Source organism: Micromonospora tarensis, from assembly GCF_016803395.1.
Lineage (GTDB): Bacteria > Actinomycetota > Actinomycetes > Mycobacteriales > Micromonosporaceae > Micromonospora > Micromonospora tarensis.
The window spans coordinates 1-16197 of record NZ_JAEVHL010000147.1 but is presented as its reverse complement, the minus strand read 5'-3'; the positions used below and the strand labels follow the sequence as shown (position 1 = coordinate 16197).

General features: G+C 72.1%; 11 protein-coding genes and 3 pseudogenes. 5 read left to right on the top strand and 9 right to left on the bottom strand.

Annotation, left to right across the window (positions count from 1 at the left end; translation table 11 throughout):
• Window positions 1-444: 444 nt before the first annotated feature.
• Window positions 445-2526 carry a PQQ-dependent sugar dehydrogenase gene (locus tag JM949_RS23730; RefSeq protein ID WP_238433747.1) on the top strand — a complete coding sequence of 694 codons (2082 nt, stop codon included), beginning with the start codon at window positions 445-447 and terminating at the stop codon, window positions 2524-2526.
• 192 nt (window positions 2527-2718) lie between these two features.
• Here the strand turns inward: JM949_RS23730 and JM949_RS23725 are convergent, their stop codons facing one another.
• The 4 genes and pseudogenes from JM949_RS23725 to JM949_RS37645 form a co-directional block, all read right to left on the bottom strand.
• A complete protein-coding gene (locus tag JM949_RS23725; protein WP_203150534.1) occupies window positions 2719-5508 on the bottom strand; it encodes an AfsR/SARP family transcriptional regulator in 2790 nt (929 codons plus the stop codon).
• Window positions 5509-5579: 71 nt separating this feature from the next.
• Window positions 5580-7726, bottom strand: a pseudogene (gene helR / locus JM949_RS23720) (RNA polymerase recycling motor ATPase HelR).
• Between the two features lie 162 nt (window positions 7727-7888).
• Window positions 7889-8269, bottom strand: coding sequence for a YccF domain-containing protein (locus tag JM949_RS23715; protein ID WP_203150533.1), 381 nt, complete (start codon window positions 8267-8269; stop codon window positions 7889-7891).
• A gap of 3 nt (window positions 8270-8272) precedes the next feature.
• Window positions 8273-8509: pseudogene (locus JM949_RS37645) on the bottom strand (STAS domain-containing protein); the annotation flags it as partial.
• On the opposite strand from JM949_RS37645, the pseudogene JM949_RS23710 reads away from it, so the two are divergent.
• The 4 genes and pseudogenes from JM949_RS23710 to JM949_RS23695 all read left to right on the top strand — a co-directional run.
• A pseudogene (locus JM949_RS23710) lies at window positions 8508-9059 on the top strand (winged helix-turn-helix domain-containing protein); the annotation flags it as partial. The pseudogenes JM949_RS37645 and JM949_RS23710 sit on opposite strands and share 2 nt — an antisense overlap.
• A complete protein-coding gene (locus JM949_RS23705; RefSeq protein WP_203150531.1) occupies window positions 9056-10411 on the top strand; it encodes a sensor histidine kinase in 1356 nt (451 codons plus the stop codon). The pseudogene JM949_RS23710 and the gene JM949_RS23705, both read left to right, overlap by 4 nt.
• Complete coding sequence (locus tag JM949_RS23700) at window positions 10408-10971, top strand: GerMN domain-containing protein (RefSeq protein ID WP_203150530.1); 564 nt, start codon at window positions 10408-10410, stop codon at window positions 10969-10971. The genes JM949_RS23705 and JM949_RS23700 overlap by 4 nt, the downstream gene beginning before the upstream one ends.
• A 114-nt stretch (window positions 10972-11085) precedes the next feature.
• Window positions 11086-11679: a hypothetical protein gene (locus tag JM949_RS23695; protein ID WP_203150529.1), complete on the top strand. Its 594-nt coding sequence runs from the start codon at window positions 11086-11088 to the stop codon at window positions 11677-11679.
• Between the two features lie 46 nt (window positions 11680-11725).
• Here the strand turns inward: JM949_RS23695 and JM949_RS23690 are convergent, their stop codons facing one another.
• The 5 genes from JM949_RS23690 to JM949_RS23670 form a co-directional block, all read right to left on the bottom strand.
• A complete protein-coding gene (locus JM949_RS23690) occupies window positions 11726-13447 on the bottom strand; it encodes a glycerophosphodiester phosphodiesterase (RefSeq protein WP_238433746.1) in 1722 nt (573 codons plus the stop codon).
• 275 nt (window positions 13448-13722) lie between these two features.
• Window positions 13723-14418, bottom strand: coding sequence for a cellulose binding domain-containing protein (locus JM949_RS39300; protein WP_203150528.1), 696 nt, complete (start codon window positions 14416-14418; stop codon window positions 13723-13725).
• 83 nt (window positions 14419-14501) lie between these two features.
• Window positions 14502-14882 carry a DUF742 domain-containing protein gene (locus tag JM949_RS23680; protein ID WP_203150527.1) on the bottom strand — a complete coding sequence of 127 codons (381 nt, stop codon included), beginning with the start codon at window positions 14880-14882 and terminating at the stop codon, window positions 14502-14504.
• A complete protein-coding gene (locus JM949_RS23675; RefSeq protein WP_203150526.1) occupies window positions 14860-15309 on the bottom strand; it encodes a roadblock/LC7 domain-containing protein in 450 nt (149 codons plus the stop codon). Before JM949_RS23675 ends, JM949_RS23680 begins: the two co-directional genes overlap by 23 nt.
• Window positions 15306-16197 (bottom strand): sensor histidine kinase (locus tag JM949_RS23670; protein ID WP_203150525.1); only part of this gene is annotated, 892 nt, incomplete at its 5' end. The genes JM949_RS23670 and JM949_RS23675, both read right to left, overlap by 4 nt.

Sequence of the window (16197 nt, the reverse complement as noted above, 5' to 3'; positions counted from 1 at the left end):
GGGCGGGGGGCGGGCGGCGCGGGGTCGCGGGGCGGCGCGCCACAGCCCGCCGCGGTCAGGGCGACGACGGCGGTGGCCGCCAGCACTGCGCCGAGTCGGGGTCGAAGACCAGTTCGTGAGCGCATCATCTGCCGGTGCCTTTCCCGGCGACCGGGTGTCTGGAGCGGATCCGTGCGGGGTCACCCGGTGCCATGGACCAAGCCTGTTCGAGGAACCGCCCGCGGCCATCTGGCGCAGGACGGCACTGCGCCTACGACCTGAGGAGGAGGAGCGGGAGCACCGATGGTGGGGGACGTCGATGAGTAGACGACGCCGTCGAGGTGCGAAGCGTGGGCGGATCTGCGGGTTTGCCGCCGATCGATCGACATCGTTTGACTTGGGCGCCGTATGCATCTTTGATGGTCGATGTCTGCTGTTTGGTGTGTGATCGATCCTGGAGGACGGATGCGAGTCAGCACGCGGGCAAACCCACGTCGCCCACGACGGCGGCTGTTGCCGGTGACGATGGCGGCGGTCACGCTGCTGACCGTGGCCGTCGGTGTGCCGGCAGCCGCCGCGGCGCCGTCGACGGTGGTCGGCGTGGCCAGCGGCCGTTGTCTGGACGTGGTCGGCAACGGCAGAACGGCCGGCACCGGCATCAACATCTACGACTGCAACGGTCAGGCCAACCAGGCGTGGACCCTCACCGCGAGTGGTGAGCTGCGGGTCTACGACGAGACCATGTGCCTGGACGTGGTCGGCCAGGACACCACCGCCCCGGCCGCGCTCCAGATCAACGGCTGCACCGGTGGCGCCAACCAGCGCTGGCGGATCACCACCAGCGGGACCATCGTCGGCGTCCAGTCCGGCCTGTGCCTGGACGTGACCGGCGCGGGCAGCGCCAACGGCACCGTCGTCGGTCTCTGGACCTGCAACGGGCAGTCCAACCAACGGTGGACGACGTCGCTCGGCAGCGCCGACAGTCAGCCGCCCACCGCGCCCGGGAGCCCACGGGTGAGCGGCCTGACGTGCAACTCGGTGACGTTCGCCTGGAACGCCTCGACGGACAACGTCGCGGTGGCCTACTACGACATCTACCACGACGGTCAGCTGATGACGTCGGTGAGCGGCACGACGCTCTCCACCAATCTCAGCGTGGTCGCCGGTGCGACCTGGGGCCTGTACGTCAACGCCCGCGACGCCGCCGGCAACGTGTCCCAGGCGAGCGCCACGGTCTCGATCACCCCGCCGGCCTGTCAGGCCGACACCCAGCCGCCGACCGCGCCGCAACAGCTCACCGGCACCGCGTCGGGCACCACTGTGACCCTGCGCTGGGCCGCGTCGACCGACAACATCGGGGTGCGGGCGTACGACATCCATCGCGGTGGCGTGCAGGTGGGCACGGTCACCGGCGCACCGCCGGCCACCACGTTCACCGACAGCGGCCTGGCGGCGAACACCGCCTACCAGTACTACGTGGTGGCCCGGGACGCGCAGGGCAACACCTCGTCGCGCAGCGCCACCACGACGGTGAGCACCGGCGCGGCGTGCGGCAACCCGGTGTGCGGGGTTCGCCAGGTCAGCACCGACACCGACGTCCCATGGGGTCTGGTGACGTTGCCGGACGGCAGCGTCCTCTACAACCGCCGCGACGCGCACGACATCATCCAGCTCAACCCGGCCACCGGAGCCACGACCAACCTCGGCACGGTGCCGAACGTGCAGAGCACCGACGGTGAGGGGGGCCTGCTCGGGCTCGCCATCTCGGCCAGCTACGGCAGCGACCGCTGGCTGTACATCATGCACACCTCGCCGAGTGACAACCGGATCGTGCGGATCAGGCTGGAGAACGGTCGGCTCGACACCGCCACCGAGCAGGTGCTCCTCACCGGCATCCGGCGCAACAAGTACCACGACGGTGGCCGGCTCCGGTTCGGCCCGGACGGCAAGCTCTACGCCAGCACGGGTGACGCCCAGAACGGCAACTACGCGCAGGACCGGTCGAGCCTCGAGGGCAAGATCCTGCGGCTCAACCCGGACGGCACCGTCCCCTCGGACAACCCGTTCGGCAACTACGTGTGGAGCTACGGCCACCGCAACCCGCAGGGGTTGGCGTTCGACTCGCAGGGCCGGCTGTGGGAGCAGGAGTTCGGCAACTCGATCATGGACGAGACCAACCTGATCACCCGGGGCGGCAACTACGGCTGGCCGGCGTGCGAGGGCACAAGTGGGGCCTGCGGTACCGCCGGGTTCATCGCGCCGGCGCGCACCTATCCGACCGCCGAAGGGTCCTGCTCCGGCATCACGATCGTGCGGGACGCGCTCTACGTGGCCTGTACCCGTGGTGCGCGCATGTACCGCGCGGTGATCAGCGGAAGCAGCCTGACGAACGTGCAGACGTACTTCAGTGGCACCTACGGTCGGTTGCGGACGGTGGAGCCGGCTCCCGACGGGGGACTGTGGCTGACCACCACCAACCAGGGTGACAAGGACAGCATCCCGAACAACAGCAACGAGAGGATCCTGCACGTGACGCTGGGCCAGTAGGACCGCGAGCGGCGCGACGAACGGTTTCCGCAGGGCCACCCCGTGTTGGCCCTGCGGAGACAGTTCGTCGCACGTTCCCGGATGGGCAGCACCGCTGGGTCCCGTCAGCATGCTGAGCCACCCCCGCCGCACCTGACAGGGTGCCGCGCTGATCTGACCAAACCCTTACCAACCGGGGTGGGCTCGGTGGGCTCAGAGCGGACCGCCCTGCGGGTGGTGGCCGGCCCGCGCCAGGGCGGCCACCGGATACTCCGCGTCGCCGCTGCCGATCTCGGTCATCAACTCCAGGGACTCCCGCCAGTAGCCGATGGCTTCCGCCGTGCCGCCGAGACCGTCGAGACCCACACCCAGCCAGTAGAGCCCGCGAGCGGTGCTGAGTCGATCTCCAAGGTGTCGGTGCGCCACCGCCGCCCTGGCGTGGCGGACCGTGGCCGCGTACCGCGAGAGGTTCGCGTTCTGGTGCGCCAGGTGCACCTCCAGCGGCGGGATCTGCTGCCGGATGTCGTGCTCGACGGCGATCCGTAACGCCTCCTCGAGGAGGGCGAGCGACTCCTGCGCCCGGCCCTGCTCGGTGTAGAGCCAGCCGAGGTTGCTCAGGCAGACGCACAGCATGAACGTGTCGTCCAGCCGCCGGGCACCGGCGATGGCCAGCCGCAGCTGCTCCTCGGCCTCCGCCCAGTCGCCCTTCTGCCCGTAGGCGTTGCCGATGCTCATCTGGCTGACGACCTCGTCGCGGGGGGAGCTGTGCTCCGCGTTGGCCTGCGCGGCGTGCTTCATCCACTGGATGGCCTGGTCGAAATCCCGCCCCAGCGCGTAGCCGACCCCGAGGCCGTTGGCCATCAGCCGCTCGGCGTCCGGCCGACCGTCGAGGCGGGCCGCGGTCACCCCCAGCTCCTGGGTCTCCCGCAGCGTCGGCAGCGCGTGCGTCCGCACCAGGAACGGGTACTGACAGTCGGCGAGCTGCCAGGTCTCCCGCGCCAGGCCGAGGCCGTCGCAGATCCGGACCAGCGCCAGCAGGTTGCCGCCCTCCACCTGGAACCACTCGCTGGCGGCGTCGATCGAGTCGAAACCGGGCGGCTGGGCGAGTGGGTGCTCGAAGCGCATGGGCACCGTCGCGCGGACCCGGTGGAAGACGGCCTGGGCGGCCACCCCCTGCTGGACGTACGCGTCGGCGAGCCGTCCCACCGCCCGCCTCCGATCAGGTTCGGAGTCCTCTGCCTCGGCCCGCTCCGCGCCGTACAGTCGGAGCAGGTCGTGCATCTGGTAGCGGCCCGTGCCCGCGTCGTCGAGCAGGTGCCGGTCGACCAGGTCCGCGATGTGGTCCCGGAGCTGGCCCTCCGGCTGACCGGCGAGGACGGCCACCGCCGCGGTCGACAGCGCGGTGTTCGGCACGAGGCCCAGCAGCCGGAACACCCGCGCCGAGGCGGCCGACAGGGCGTGGTAGGACACCGCGAAGACGCCGCGTACCGCCGCGTCGCCCTCGACGACGAGCCCGGACAACCGTTCCCGGGCGTTCGTCAGCTCGCGCAGCAGCTCCGGGACGGTCAGCCGCTCGTCCACGACGACGCGCGCGGCGGCCACGCGCAGCGCCAGCGGCAGGTTGCCGCAGAGCGCCGCCAGCCGGACGATCTGGTCGCGGCCCGCCGTCGCGGCCCGGTCCGCGCCGATCATCGTCACGACCAGTTGGTACGCCTCGTCGTCGCTGAGCAGACCCGGTCGTAGGCTCCGCGCCCCCTCGTGGGCGACCAGCCCGTCGAGTCGGTTCCGGCTGGTGATGACCGTCAGGCAGTGCGCCGACGCCGGAAGCAGGGGCCGCACCTGCTCGGAGGAGGCGGCGTTGTCGAGCACTACCAACACCCGTCGGTCCGCGAGCGTCGACCGGTAGAGGGCCGACGCCTCGTCGACGTCGACGGGTATCCGCCCCGGCGGCACGCTCAGCCCGCGCAGCAGCTGGCCCAGCGCGTCGATCGGACGGGTCGGCGCGTCGGTGCCGTGACCACGGAGATTGACTAACACCTGCCCGTCCGGGTACCGCGACGCCACCCGATGCGCCCAGTGCACCGCCAGCGCGGTCTTGCCGAGCCCGCCGATCCCGCCGATCGTGCAGATGGTGGCGACGCCACGGGACGGGCCACCGTCATCGAGGGCGTCGTCCAGGGCCACGAGCTCCGCGACCCGGCCGACGAATCCCGGGACGTCACGGGGAAGGTGACGCGGCGCGGCCGGGGTGCTGCCGGGCGTCGGTAGGGTGAGGTCCGGATCGTCGGCGAGGATGCGTTGGTGCAGGCGCTGGAGATCCTGGCCGGGCTCGACGCCGAACTCCTCGACAAGCGTTCGGCGTGCGGTGCGGTACACCTCGAGCGCTTCGGTACGCCGGCCCGCCCGACTCAGCGCCAGCATGAACAGCTCGATGCCGTGTTCCCTGGTCGGGAACTCCCGCACCAGATCGGCGAGCAGCCCCACCACCCGCAGATGCTCGCCGGCGGCGAGTTCGGCCTCCACCCGCCGCTCGAACGCGGCGAGCCGCCGCTCCTCCAGATCACGCCCGAGCCGCTGGCGCATCGTCTCGTCCGCGACGCCGGCCAGCAGCGGACCGCGCCACAGGTCGAGGGCCGCCGCGAGCGCCTGCGCACGAAGCGCCGGCTCGGCGATCGTGCGGGTCCGCTCCACCTCGGCGGTGAACCGGTGCAGGTCGACAGTCGCGGGGTCCACGTCGATCAGGTAACCGCCACCGCGCGTGACGATGCGAACTCCGTACGGGGCGAGCCGGCGGCGCAGCCGGGCCACGTAGGTGTGCAGGGTCGCCCGCCGCTCCGCCGCGTCGGCGGCCTGCCAGAGCAGCTCGATCAGGCGGTCCGTCAGCAGCACCCGACCGGGCTCCAGCAGCAGCAACCCCAACAGGCAGCGCTCCTGTCGCCGACCCAGCTCAACCGGGTTGCCCTGGTGGCTGGCCGCGACATCCCCGAGCACCTGGAACTCCACAGGGCGCAGGGTATCCGGTATCGAGAATCTCGAAACGAGAGCGTTCGACCGCCGGTCCCGCGCCCTCGCCGTCAGGGCGTCGTCAGGATCACCAGTTGCTGGGTCGCCCGGGTCATCGCGACGTAGCGGTCCACCGCCCCTTCGATCCCAATCCCGAAGGCCTCCGGGTCGACGAGGACGACCAGGTCGAACTCGAGCCCCTTGACCTGCTCCGGGCTCAGCGACCGGACCCGGGGCGTCGGCGCGAACGTCGGGTCGCCGATCACGCAGGCGATCCCGTCGGCGTGCGCGTCGAGCCAGGCGTCCAGGATCGAGCCCAGGTCGGCGGTTGATCCCCTGACGACGGGGAGCCCGGTGCCGCGGATGGAGGTCGGCACGTTGGCGTCCGGGAGTGCGGCCCGGATGACCGGTGCGGCTTCCGCCATGACCTCCTCCGGCGTGCGGTAGTTGATGGTCAGTGCGGCGAGCGTGATCCGGTCGAGCCCGACCCGCTCGAGGCGTTCCTGCCACGACTCGGTGAACCCGTGCCGAGCCTGGGCGCGGTCGCCCACGATGGTGAAGCTGCGCGACGGGCAGCGGGCGAGCAGCATCTGCCACTGGGCGTCGGTCAGTTCCTGGGCCTCGTCGACCACGATGTGCGCGAACGGTCCGGCCAGCAGGTCCGAATCGGCCTCCGGCCCCACGGGCTGGTCGGCCAGGACGTCGCGCAGATCCGGCTGGCGCAGCATCGTCAGCAGGCCCTCACCGTCGTCGTAGCTGTGCGCCGCGAGCAGTTCGTCGACGACCCGGGCCAGGTGCTCGCGCTGGACGGCTTCGGCGAGGTCGGACCGGTGGGCGCCCGCCGACCTGGCCGGCGCACCGAGCCGCTGCCGCGCCGCGTCCAGCAGCGGCAGATCGGACATGGTCCAGGCCCGCGGGTCGTCCCGCTGCAACGTCCGGACCTGCTCCGGGCTGAGCCATGGCGCACACCTGCGCAGGTACGCGGGGACCGACCAGAGGTCGCTGACGAGATCGGCCGCGTCGAGCAGCGGCCAGGCGCTGTGGAACGCCGTCCGCAGTTCCCGGTTGCGCAGCAGCGCGGCGCGGAGCAGGTCGTCCGGTTCGTCGCCGTCGTACCTGTCGATGAGGATCGTGAGCAACTCCTCCCAGATCTCCGCGCGCGCCTCGTTGTGCGGGGTGCCCGGTCCCGGCGCCTGGAACGCGTCGGCCCAGTCGTCGGGGCTGAGCCGGATCTCGGCGTCGTCGGTCGTGATCGTCATCGGTGTGCCAGGTGGTTCCTCGTAGAACCGCACGGCCGCGTCGATCGCCGCGACCAGGTCCGCTGACGACTTCAACCGGGCGACCTCCGCGTCGGTGTCGACGCCCGCCGTGGCCCCCTCCGGGACGAGGTCCCGCAGGGTGCAGGTCTGCGCGTCCTCCTCCCCGAGGCTGGGCAGCACGTCGGAGACGTAGGCCAGGTACGGCTGGTGCGGGCCCACGAAGAGCACCCCACCCCGGCGTTGACCGAGGCGCGGATCGGAGTAGAGCAGATAGGCGGTGCGGTGCAGGGCGACCACCGTCTTCCCGGTGCCCGGACCACCGTCGACGACGAGGGCGCCGGCCGAACCCGCGCGGATGATCGCGTCCTGGTCGGCCTGGATCGTGCTGAGCACGTCACGCATCCGGGTCGACCGGGCGCTGCCCAGGCTGGCGATGAACGCGGACTGGTCGTCGAGCGCGACGGCGTGCCCGACGAACCCGTCCGGGGTGAACACCTCGTCCCAGTAGTCGCTGATCCGGCCACGGGTCCACCGGTACCGGCGGCGGCTCGCCAGCCCCATCGGGTTGGCGTGGGTCGCGCCGAAGAACGGCTCGGCGGCGGGCGAGCGCCAGTCGAGCAGCAACCGGCGGCCGGCGCTGTCGGTGAGGCCGCGACGCCCGATGTACACAGGCTCCGGGTTGCCGCCTCGACCACGTGGCCGAGGCACAGGTCCAGCCCGTGGCGGCTCAGCGCGCGCAGCCGGGCGGTCAGCCGGCGGACCTCCTCGTCCCGGTCCACCGCCTGCCGGCCCTTCCCGCCGGGCGCTCTGCGCTCGGTGGCGAGGCGGTCGGACAGCTCGGCGCTCAGCTGCTCGAGGCTCTGCGCCATCGCCGCGAAGTGCTGCTCGTCGCGGGCGATCAGCGTCGGGTCGGCCTTGGCGGAGAGGCGGTCGGGGAGTTCGAACACGGAGGTCGGCAAGGAGCGCACTGGGGAACTTCCATTTCGGCAGATTCTGGTCTCGGCCGACGATTTTGCGGCACGACCCGGGTCTTGCCGCAAGCCCCCCAGTGCGCTATAAGTTAGGAGTGGCAGGGGTGTGTTGTCCCCCGTTTCTCGATCATCTGGTCGCACTCCGCCGGGTCACGGCGCGTCGACGACCTCGCGGCCCAGCGGCCAGAACGCCACCGGGACGAGCTTGAAGTTGGCGATGCCGAACGGGATCCCGATGATCGTGACGCAGAGCGCGACGCCCGCGACGAGGTGGGAGAGCGCGAGCCACCAGCCCGCCAGCACCACCCAGAGGACGTTCGCCACGCCGGAGCCGACGCCCGCGCCCGCCTTGGGCACCAGGGTGCGGCCGAAGGGCCACAGCGAATAACCGGCGAGGCGTAACGACGCGACGCCAAAGGGGATGGTGACGACCAGGGCGAAGCAGATCAGCGCGGCGACGCCGTAGCCGATCGCCAGCACGATCCCACCGCCGAAGACGAGCCACAGCACGTTCAGTACGAAGCGAATCACCAGTCAAGCATGAGACATGCTCGCCACCCGGCCGTCCCCGTCGCTGCCGTCGGACAGCTGGGCGAGGGCGTCGTCGCGGCTGTCGAAGATCGGGAAGGCGCCGTCCAGCCGCATGGTGTGCAGCACGGTGCGGATGAACCGCGACGGCGCGGCCAGGCAGAGCGTGACCCCGTGTTCGCGGCCGGCACGGTGGGCGCGGACCAGGAGACCCAGGCCGGTCGAGTCGATGATGTGCACCGACTACGTGCTCGTCGACCTGATGCTGCCGGGCCTCGACGGCTTCGAGTGCATCCGGCAGCTGCGCCGCGACGACGACGTCCCGATCGTGGTGGTCAGTGCCCGCGACGGCACCGACGACATCGTCGCCGCCCTCGAGGCCGGTGCCGACGACTACGTGGTCAAGCCCGTGGCGATCAGGGAGCTGACCGCTCGACTGCGGGCCCTGCGCCGCCGGGCCCGCCCGATCGCCGGGGCATCGACCTCCGACGACGTGCCGGCGGTCGCCTTCGGCGAGTTGGAGATCAGTCCGGAGGCGGGCGAGGTACGCCGCGCCGGCCAGCAGGTCACGGTCAACCGCACCGAGTTCCGGCTCCTCTGTGAGTTGGCCGAACACGCCGGCCGGGTGTTGTCCCGTCAGCAGCTGCTGCAACGGGTGTGGGGGTACACCAGCGGCGACGAACGGCTCGTCGACGTGCACGTCGGCCGCCTGCGGCAGAAGATTGAACCGGACCCGGCCAACCCCCGGCACCTAATCACCCTGCGCGGCCTGGGCTACAAGCTGCAACGATGAGACGGCTCGGACTACGTACCCGGGTGACGGCCGCGTTCGCCGTCGGCGCGCTGCTGCTCTCGGCGTCGATGGCGTTGGTCTCCTACGAGCTGACCCGCCGGTCCCTGCTCGACGACCGGGAACGCATCGCCGTGCGGGCCGCCTACTTCGACGCCGCCGTGGTGCGTGCCGGCCTCGACACCGACACCCCGGACGTGGTGGCGGTGCTCCGATCCTTGGACACCGGCGGGAGCCGTCGGCCGGTGCTGCACCTCAACGGCGAGTGGTACGCGCGCGCCGCCGATCCCGGTACCACCGCCGCCGTCCCCGCCGAGCTGCTGCGGGCCGTCACCGCCGGAGAGCCGGCGGTGCAGCGGGTCCGCGTCGGCGGGCAACCGGCCCTGGTGGTGGGGGTGCCGCTGTCCGCGGCGGCGACGTATTTCGAGGTCAACTCGCTGCGCGAGCTGGAGCAGACGTTCCAGGTCCTGGCGCTCGCGTTGACCACCGTCGCGGTGCTGGTCGCCGGGTCCGGTGCCGCGCTCGCCTGGTACGCCACCCGGCACGGGTTACGACCCCTGACGGCGGTGGCCGACGCGGCCGAGAAGATCGCCGCCGGCGACTTCACCGCCCGGCTCGACCCGGCCACCGACCCCGACCTGACCCGCCTCTCCTCCTCGTTCAACCAGATGGTCGACCGGCTCGCCCGCCGGATCGAGCGGGACCGCCGGTTCGCCGCCGACGTCAGTCACGAACTGCGTTCCCCGTTGCAGACCCTCGCCGCGGCGGCCAGCGTCCTGGCCCGCCGCCGGGATCACCAGGACGAACGCACGGCCACCGCCGCCGGGCTCGTCGCCGACGAGATCGACCGTTTCCAGCGGCTCGTCAACGACCTGATCGACCTGGCCCGCAGTGACCAGCCCGCCCACCGGGCCCCGGTCGACGTGGTGGAGCTGGCCCGGGAGGCGTGCGAGCCGTACGACCTGCTGGTCGGGCTTGTCGAGCTGGCGCCGGACGCGCCAGCGGTCTGGCAGGTCGAGCGGCGGCGGATCGCCCAGGTCCTGGCGAACCTGTTCGACAACGCCGTCACCTACGGTGGCGGCCCGGCGGCTGTTCGGCTCTCGCGAGACGGTGACACCGGCGTCATCGAGGTCGACGATGACGGTCCGGGCGTCCCCGTCGAGGATCGGGAGGTTATCTTCGACCGGTTCGTGCGCGGGCGAGCCGCGCACACCCGGGGCGCCGGCGACGGCACCGGGCTCGGGCTCGCGCTGGTCGCCCAGCACGCCGCCGCGCACGCGGGGCAGGTGACCGTCGCCGACCGTCCGGGCGGGGGCGCGTCTTTCCGGGTCACCCCGCCGGGGAGTCTGCCGTGAGGCGCCGTCGTCTCGCCCCGGTGGCGCTCGCCGTGCTGCTCACCGGCTGCGGCATCCCCACCGACGACGGCCCTCGTTCGGTGCGGCCACCGGGTGGGCCGTTGCGCAGCTCCGCTCCCGCCGAGGCCACGGTGCCGGCCGGCCGTGCCGTCGAGACACTCTGCCTGGTCCGCGACAACCGCATCGTCCCCGTGGTCCGGCGCGTCGACCGGCCGCCCTCCATCGCGGACCAACTGCGGCACCTGCTCGCCGGGCCCAGCGGCGCCGAACGCGACAGCGACCTGACCAGCGCGCTGCCCGGGGCGGTCAACGCGGCTGGCGCGACCGTGACCGGGACCCAGGCGCTCGTCGCGGTGGACCAACCCGCCCACGACGGCGGCCGCAGCGACGAGGTGCTCGCCTTCGGGCAGATCGTCTGCACCCTGACCAGCCGTGCGGACGTCACCACAGTGGCCTTCCTCCGCGACGGCAGGGCTCTCGGTGTGCCCCGGGCCGACGGTTCCCTGTCCAGCAGACCACTCACCAGGGGCGACTACGCCCCGCTCATCACCGAACGGTGAACCCGCCCGCTCCACTCAGGGTTGATCGGTGGAAGACCTGAGCCGAAAAGCCGGGGGCACACGAGGGAACCTCCCCGAGGCCGGATGGTCGTCGACGGCCAGATGATGGCCGGCATGAAACGCGCTGCGCTCTACGTGATGGCCGGCCCGGTCGGCATCGTGGCCTACGGACTCGTCCGGCTGTGGGGGCGATCCGACGACGTGTACGGTCCCGGGTTCGACTGGCAGGCCGCCCACCTGGCCGCTCTCGCCGGTCTGCTGCTCTTCGTCCCGGGTGTGCTCGCCCTGTCCGGCCTGCTGCCGCGCAGTCCGTGGCGGACCGGGGCGGTGACCCTCACCCTGGTCGGACTCGCCGCCACTGTGGTGCAGTTCGGCGCCGACATCGTGGAGGGACTGCTGGCCGAGGACCGGGCGGAGATGTCGGCGCTCGCCGCGGACTTCAAGGCCGTTCCCGGCGTCGAGGTCGCCTTCTACGACGTCGTGCCCCAGCTTTTCTTCCTCGGCCTGCTGGTGCTCGCGGGCCTGCTCGCCGCTCGGCGGCGGCTGCCGTGGTGGAGCGTCCCGTTGCTGTTCGTCGGCATCGTCCTGCCGGTGGTCACCCTCGACCTGCTGCCGATCGGTGGCCTCTGCATGCTGCTGGCGCTCGCGCCGGCGCTGCCCGTCCTGCGCGAGCGGGATCAGCGGGTCAGACCGCTGGCCGTCGGCTGAGCCGAGCGTCCCCGCCGTCCACTGTCGACGGCGGGGACCGCTCGGGCTACTTCAGGGCGAGGGTGCGGCTGTCGGCGGCGATGACGCTGGCGACCTCGGCCGGGACCAGCTTGCCGGCCTGCCGGTCGGCGTAACTGGCCAGCTCGGCGTACTGGCCGTGGACCAGCTTGGTGGTCATCGCGGTGACGGCCGCCGGATCGGCGCCCGAGGTGAGGATCAGGTAGCCGAGGCCGGCCTGGCTCACCGTCACGGTGAAGGCGCTGGTCGCGGTGGCCGTGCCGGCGGGCCCGGTCACCTGGGCGGCGATGGTGTGCCGGCCGGCGGTCAGCCTGGCCAGGTCGAGCTTGCGCCCGGCGGCCGACTTCCTGCCGTCCAGTGTGACGGTGACGGTGTCCGCGTCGCTGGCGGCGACGGCGATCACCGGGGACTGTGCCCGGTCCAGCCGAGCGCCGTCGGCCGGCGAGGTGATCTCCACGGACGGGTCGGCGGGGGACTGCTGGAGGAACGCCGAGTTCCAGCCGACCAGCTCGGCCGCGCGGTTGGTGATGATCGCGTCGGTGCCGATCCGCTCCAACCGCTGCCACAGGCTGGCGGAGTCCATCGTCCACGCCATCACGGCGACGCCGGCGGCGTGCAACGGGGCGACGACCTCCGGCTTGGCCAGCAGCGCGTTGCCGTCCGGGTTGTACGCGGTCAGGTGCAGCTCCCTGGCGATCGCCACCGGGTCGGCGTCGAGGCTGCTGCGCAGCAGACCCAGCGGCAGCTCGGGGGCGATCTCGTGGGTGTATCTCAGGGCGTCGACCTCGAAGCTCTGGATGAAGACCCGGCCCATCATCTGCTCGTCGCGGATCACCTGGATGATCGTGGCGACCTCGTCTGGGGTGTGCTTGCCCTTGATCTCCACGAGCAGGTTGCCGCCCCGGGCCCGCAGGTCGGCGAGCTGCTCGGCGAGGGTGGGCACCCGCTCACCGACGTACTGGGGGCCGAACCAGGAGCCGGCGTCGAGCGCCTTGATCTGCGTGGCGGTCAGGTCCCGGATGTTGCCGGTGCCGTCGGTGGTCCGGTCGACGGTGCCGTCGTGCAGGATGAACGGGATGCCGTCCTTGCTCGGCTGGACGTCGTTCTCGATCCAGTCGGCGCCGCCCTTACGGGCGATCTCCTGCGCGACGAGGGTGTTCTCCGGTGCGGCGGCGGACGCGCCCCGGTGGGCGATCACGGTGAACGGGCTGCCCTCGGGGCGCAGGTAGCCGTTCGACGCCAGTTCGGTGACGGTGACGTCGTCGTACGACACGGTGGCGCCGTTGACGAAGAGTCCCTGCACGCCGTTGGCGGAGCGCTGAAGGCTGCTCGTGCGCATCGCCTCCCGTCCGTCGAAGAGCCAGCGGGCCTGGTTGCCGTGCACCTCGACGGCGACGTGGACGTCCCGGCCGGTGCCGGCGGCGGACGGGGCGGAGGCCGTGTTCGTCACGACCCAGGCGTTGCCCGTGGTCCGCTGGGCGAACTCGAGGCCGTTGGCGGCGGTGGTGCCGCTGCGCATGGTGGCGATCCACCAGGGGGTGGCGCCGTCGGCGGGGACGTCGATGCCGAGCGAGGCCCAGCGGGTGGCGGCCGAGACCGACTCGAAGCGCATGGTCGCCTCGAGGCGGAAGTCGTTCAGGTGCCGACCAAAGGTGATCTTGTTGTTCTCGCTGGAGCTGGCGGAGGTGCCGTACAGCCGGCCGTTCTCGACCTTCCAGGTGCCGTCGACCGCGGTCCAGCCGGCGGGCAACGACCCGGCCGAGAAGTTCTCCGCGACGACGACGCTGCCGGGCTCGGCGTCGCGGGCGACGAGGTCGCGACGGTCACCGCGACGGCGGCGCCGGTGACGGCGAGACGGCGACGGCGGCGGTGGCCCGGGTACCCAGGCCGCCGAGGCGCGGCCCGGCGCGGCCGGCCGACGATGATGCGGGTAGGACAGTCATGGTCGGAACGGTACGAAGCACGCTCGAACTGATGATCAATCAGGCATGGCGGCCGTCGGAACGTCGGGTGTACCGCACCCGGTCAGTTCCCCAGGCCGGCGCAGGTGGCCCCGTCGATGGTGCAGGCTGTGGGAGCGGCGCCGGTAAGCGAGCCGTTCACCCGGAACGTCACCCGGGTCGAGGTGCTGGCGGGCACCGCAGCGGCGTCCGGCACGAACGTCCACACCGCACCGTCCTGGCTGGCCTGTGCGCCCTCGACCGTGGTGATCCGCAGTGACTCCCGGGGCAGCGTGACGACCAGGGTCCAGTCCGGCACCGGGACCGCCCCGGGATTGTTGATCGTCACGGCGGCGCCATAGCTGAGCAGAGCGTTGTCCGTGACGGCGAAGTCGGCGCTCAGGGCGGCCGGGGTGGGTGCGACAGTCGTACCGGTCGGCGTGGGCCGGGTCGACGCTCCGGTGGTCGGGGCGACCGAGGCGGCCGAGGTGGGCGGCGGAGTGGACGCCGCCGGGCTGGTGACCGCCGGGCGCGCCTGCGCCCGGGGCGTGCCGGGCGACGAGCCCACCTGCTGGACTGACGGCGACGGGTCCAGGGTCACCGGGGTCAGCTTCTCCGGTGTGCGCAGCACCCCGACTATCGACGTGGCCGTCGCGACCAGCACCCCGAGCGCCGCGATCACGGCCACCCAGGTGGCCCGCGAGACGTCCTCCCGGCCGGTGAGCACCCGCCGCGCGGTCGTGACGAAGGCCACGACCCGATCCAGCAGGATGATCGCCACGGTACGACGTTGCTGGGGTGGTGTTGCCGGCACTGCCTGTCTCTCCTTCGGTTCGTCGCCGGGTGCCTGTGACACCTGCCCCGTCACAGGGCGCGAAGCCCGACGAGTATCGCCTCAAGCAGGTGCTCGGTCGGCAGCTCCGACAGCATCGGCGGTTCGTGCGTCTCGATCAGCCCGGCCGTGAGCAGATCGCCGAGCAACACCCGGACGGTCCCCAACGGAAGGTCCAACTCGGCGGCGATCTCGGCCACCGACACTGGATGGTGGCACAGCTCGACGATCCGCGCCTGTTCGGGGAAGAGCGGCGTGCGAGGCGTGCCCCCGCGCCGGGCGACGACCAGGGAGATCAGGTCGAATTCGCCGCGCGTGGGCGCGGTACGCCCGCCGGTCATCGTGTACGGCCGGGCGACCGGGCCCGCGTCGTCGTCGTACCACGCCTCGTCAGCGGCGCCGCTGGAGTGCACCTGGGTCCCCGATCGTCGCCGACGAGGCCGGTCCCAACGTGATCGGCAGATGCTGCTCGGCCTGCCCCACGAAGAGCGCCACCTCGTACGCCATGTCGCCGACCTCGACGTCGTCACCGGCGATCCGCACCGTGAGGATGGTGCCGTTCGGGATGGTGGCGATGAACAGGAACGCCCGCGACATCTGCACCACGACCTGACGCAGCCGACCCGAGTCGCAGGTCCGGGTGGCGGCCAGCCCCAACGCGATCAGGCCGGCGACCACGCCGGAGATCTGCTCGGCCAGCTTCGCCTCCACCCGCCGCGAGCCGCCCAGCGGCAGCCCGTCCGGGGAGAGCACCACCGCGAACTCCGCGCCGTGCACCCGGTCGACCAGACGGTCCAGGGCGCCGGTCAGGCCGTCCTCGGTCATCACTGCAGACGTCATTGATGTCTCCTTGCTGTTCTCGCGATCGGTATCTCGACCGTGTCGAGGCTGGTCCTGCCGTGTTCGGGGCCGATCGGGCCGGCGTGGCGGACCCGCGTCGGCAGCGCACCGTCGCCACCCTGGTCGGGAACGTCGACGCCGGTGCGGACCGGCGGGTACGGGGTGCCGGTCGCGGCGGTGGCCGGTGCACGGCCGGTGTCGTTGACCGTGACCAGGTGGGCTGGCAGGAGCACCACCGCGGCCGTCCCGCCGCGCTGGCTGGGGCGCAACGAGACGTGGGCGCCGCACCGGCCGGCCAGCACGGCGACGGTGTACCAGCCCGTCGGGCCGGTGCTCGGGACCTCGGTCGGCGGGCTGGAGAGCACCTGGTTCGCCTCGGTGAGCGCGGCCGCGTCCAGGCCGGGCCCGTCGTCGATGACCAGCACGGCGCACCCCTGTGGTCGGTGCTCGCCGCTGACCCGGACGGTGGTGTCCGCCGGGGAGTAGCTGATCGCGTTCTCGATCAGCTCCGCCAGCAGGTGGATGACGTCCGGCACGGCCGGGCCGGTGAGCGACCATGGCCAGTGCGGCGCGATCAGGACCCGGTGGTAGTCCGGTACCTCCGCGACCGCGCCGCGCGCGACGTCGAGCAGTGGCACCGGGCGTCGCCAACGGCGGGCCGGGACCGCGCCGGCCAGGGCGATCAGCTTCTCCACGTTGCGGCGGACCCGGGTGGTGAGGTGGTCGAGTCGGAACAGTTCGTCGGTCTCCTCGGCGGACCGCTCCCGGCGTTGCATCCCGTCCAGCAGACTGAGTTGATCACGCAGTAGGCGCTGGTTGCGCTGGGTCAACCGCAGGAACAGCTCCCGCTCGGTGCGGCCCACCGGGGTCGGGGGCAGCGGGGTCGGG

Excerpts from the sequence above, each read along its gene's own strand:
- JM949_RS23695 (WP_203150529.1), top strand. The coding sequence starts at position 11,086 with ATGAAACGCGCTGCGCTCTACGTGATGGCCGGCCCGGTCGGCATCGTG.
- JM949_RS23675 (WP_203150526.1), bottom strand. The coding sequence starts at position 15,309 with ATGACGTCTGCAGTGATGACCGAGGACGGCCTGACCGGCGCCCTGGAC.
- JM949_RS23705 (WP_203150531.1), top strand. The coding sequence starts at position 9,056 with ATGAGACGGCTCGGACTACGTACCCGGGTGACGGCCGCGTTCGCCGTC.
- JM949_RS23730 (WP_238433747.1), top strand. The coding sequence starts at position 445 with ATGCGAGTCAGCACGCGGGCAAACCCACGTCGCCCACGACGGCGGCTG.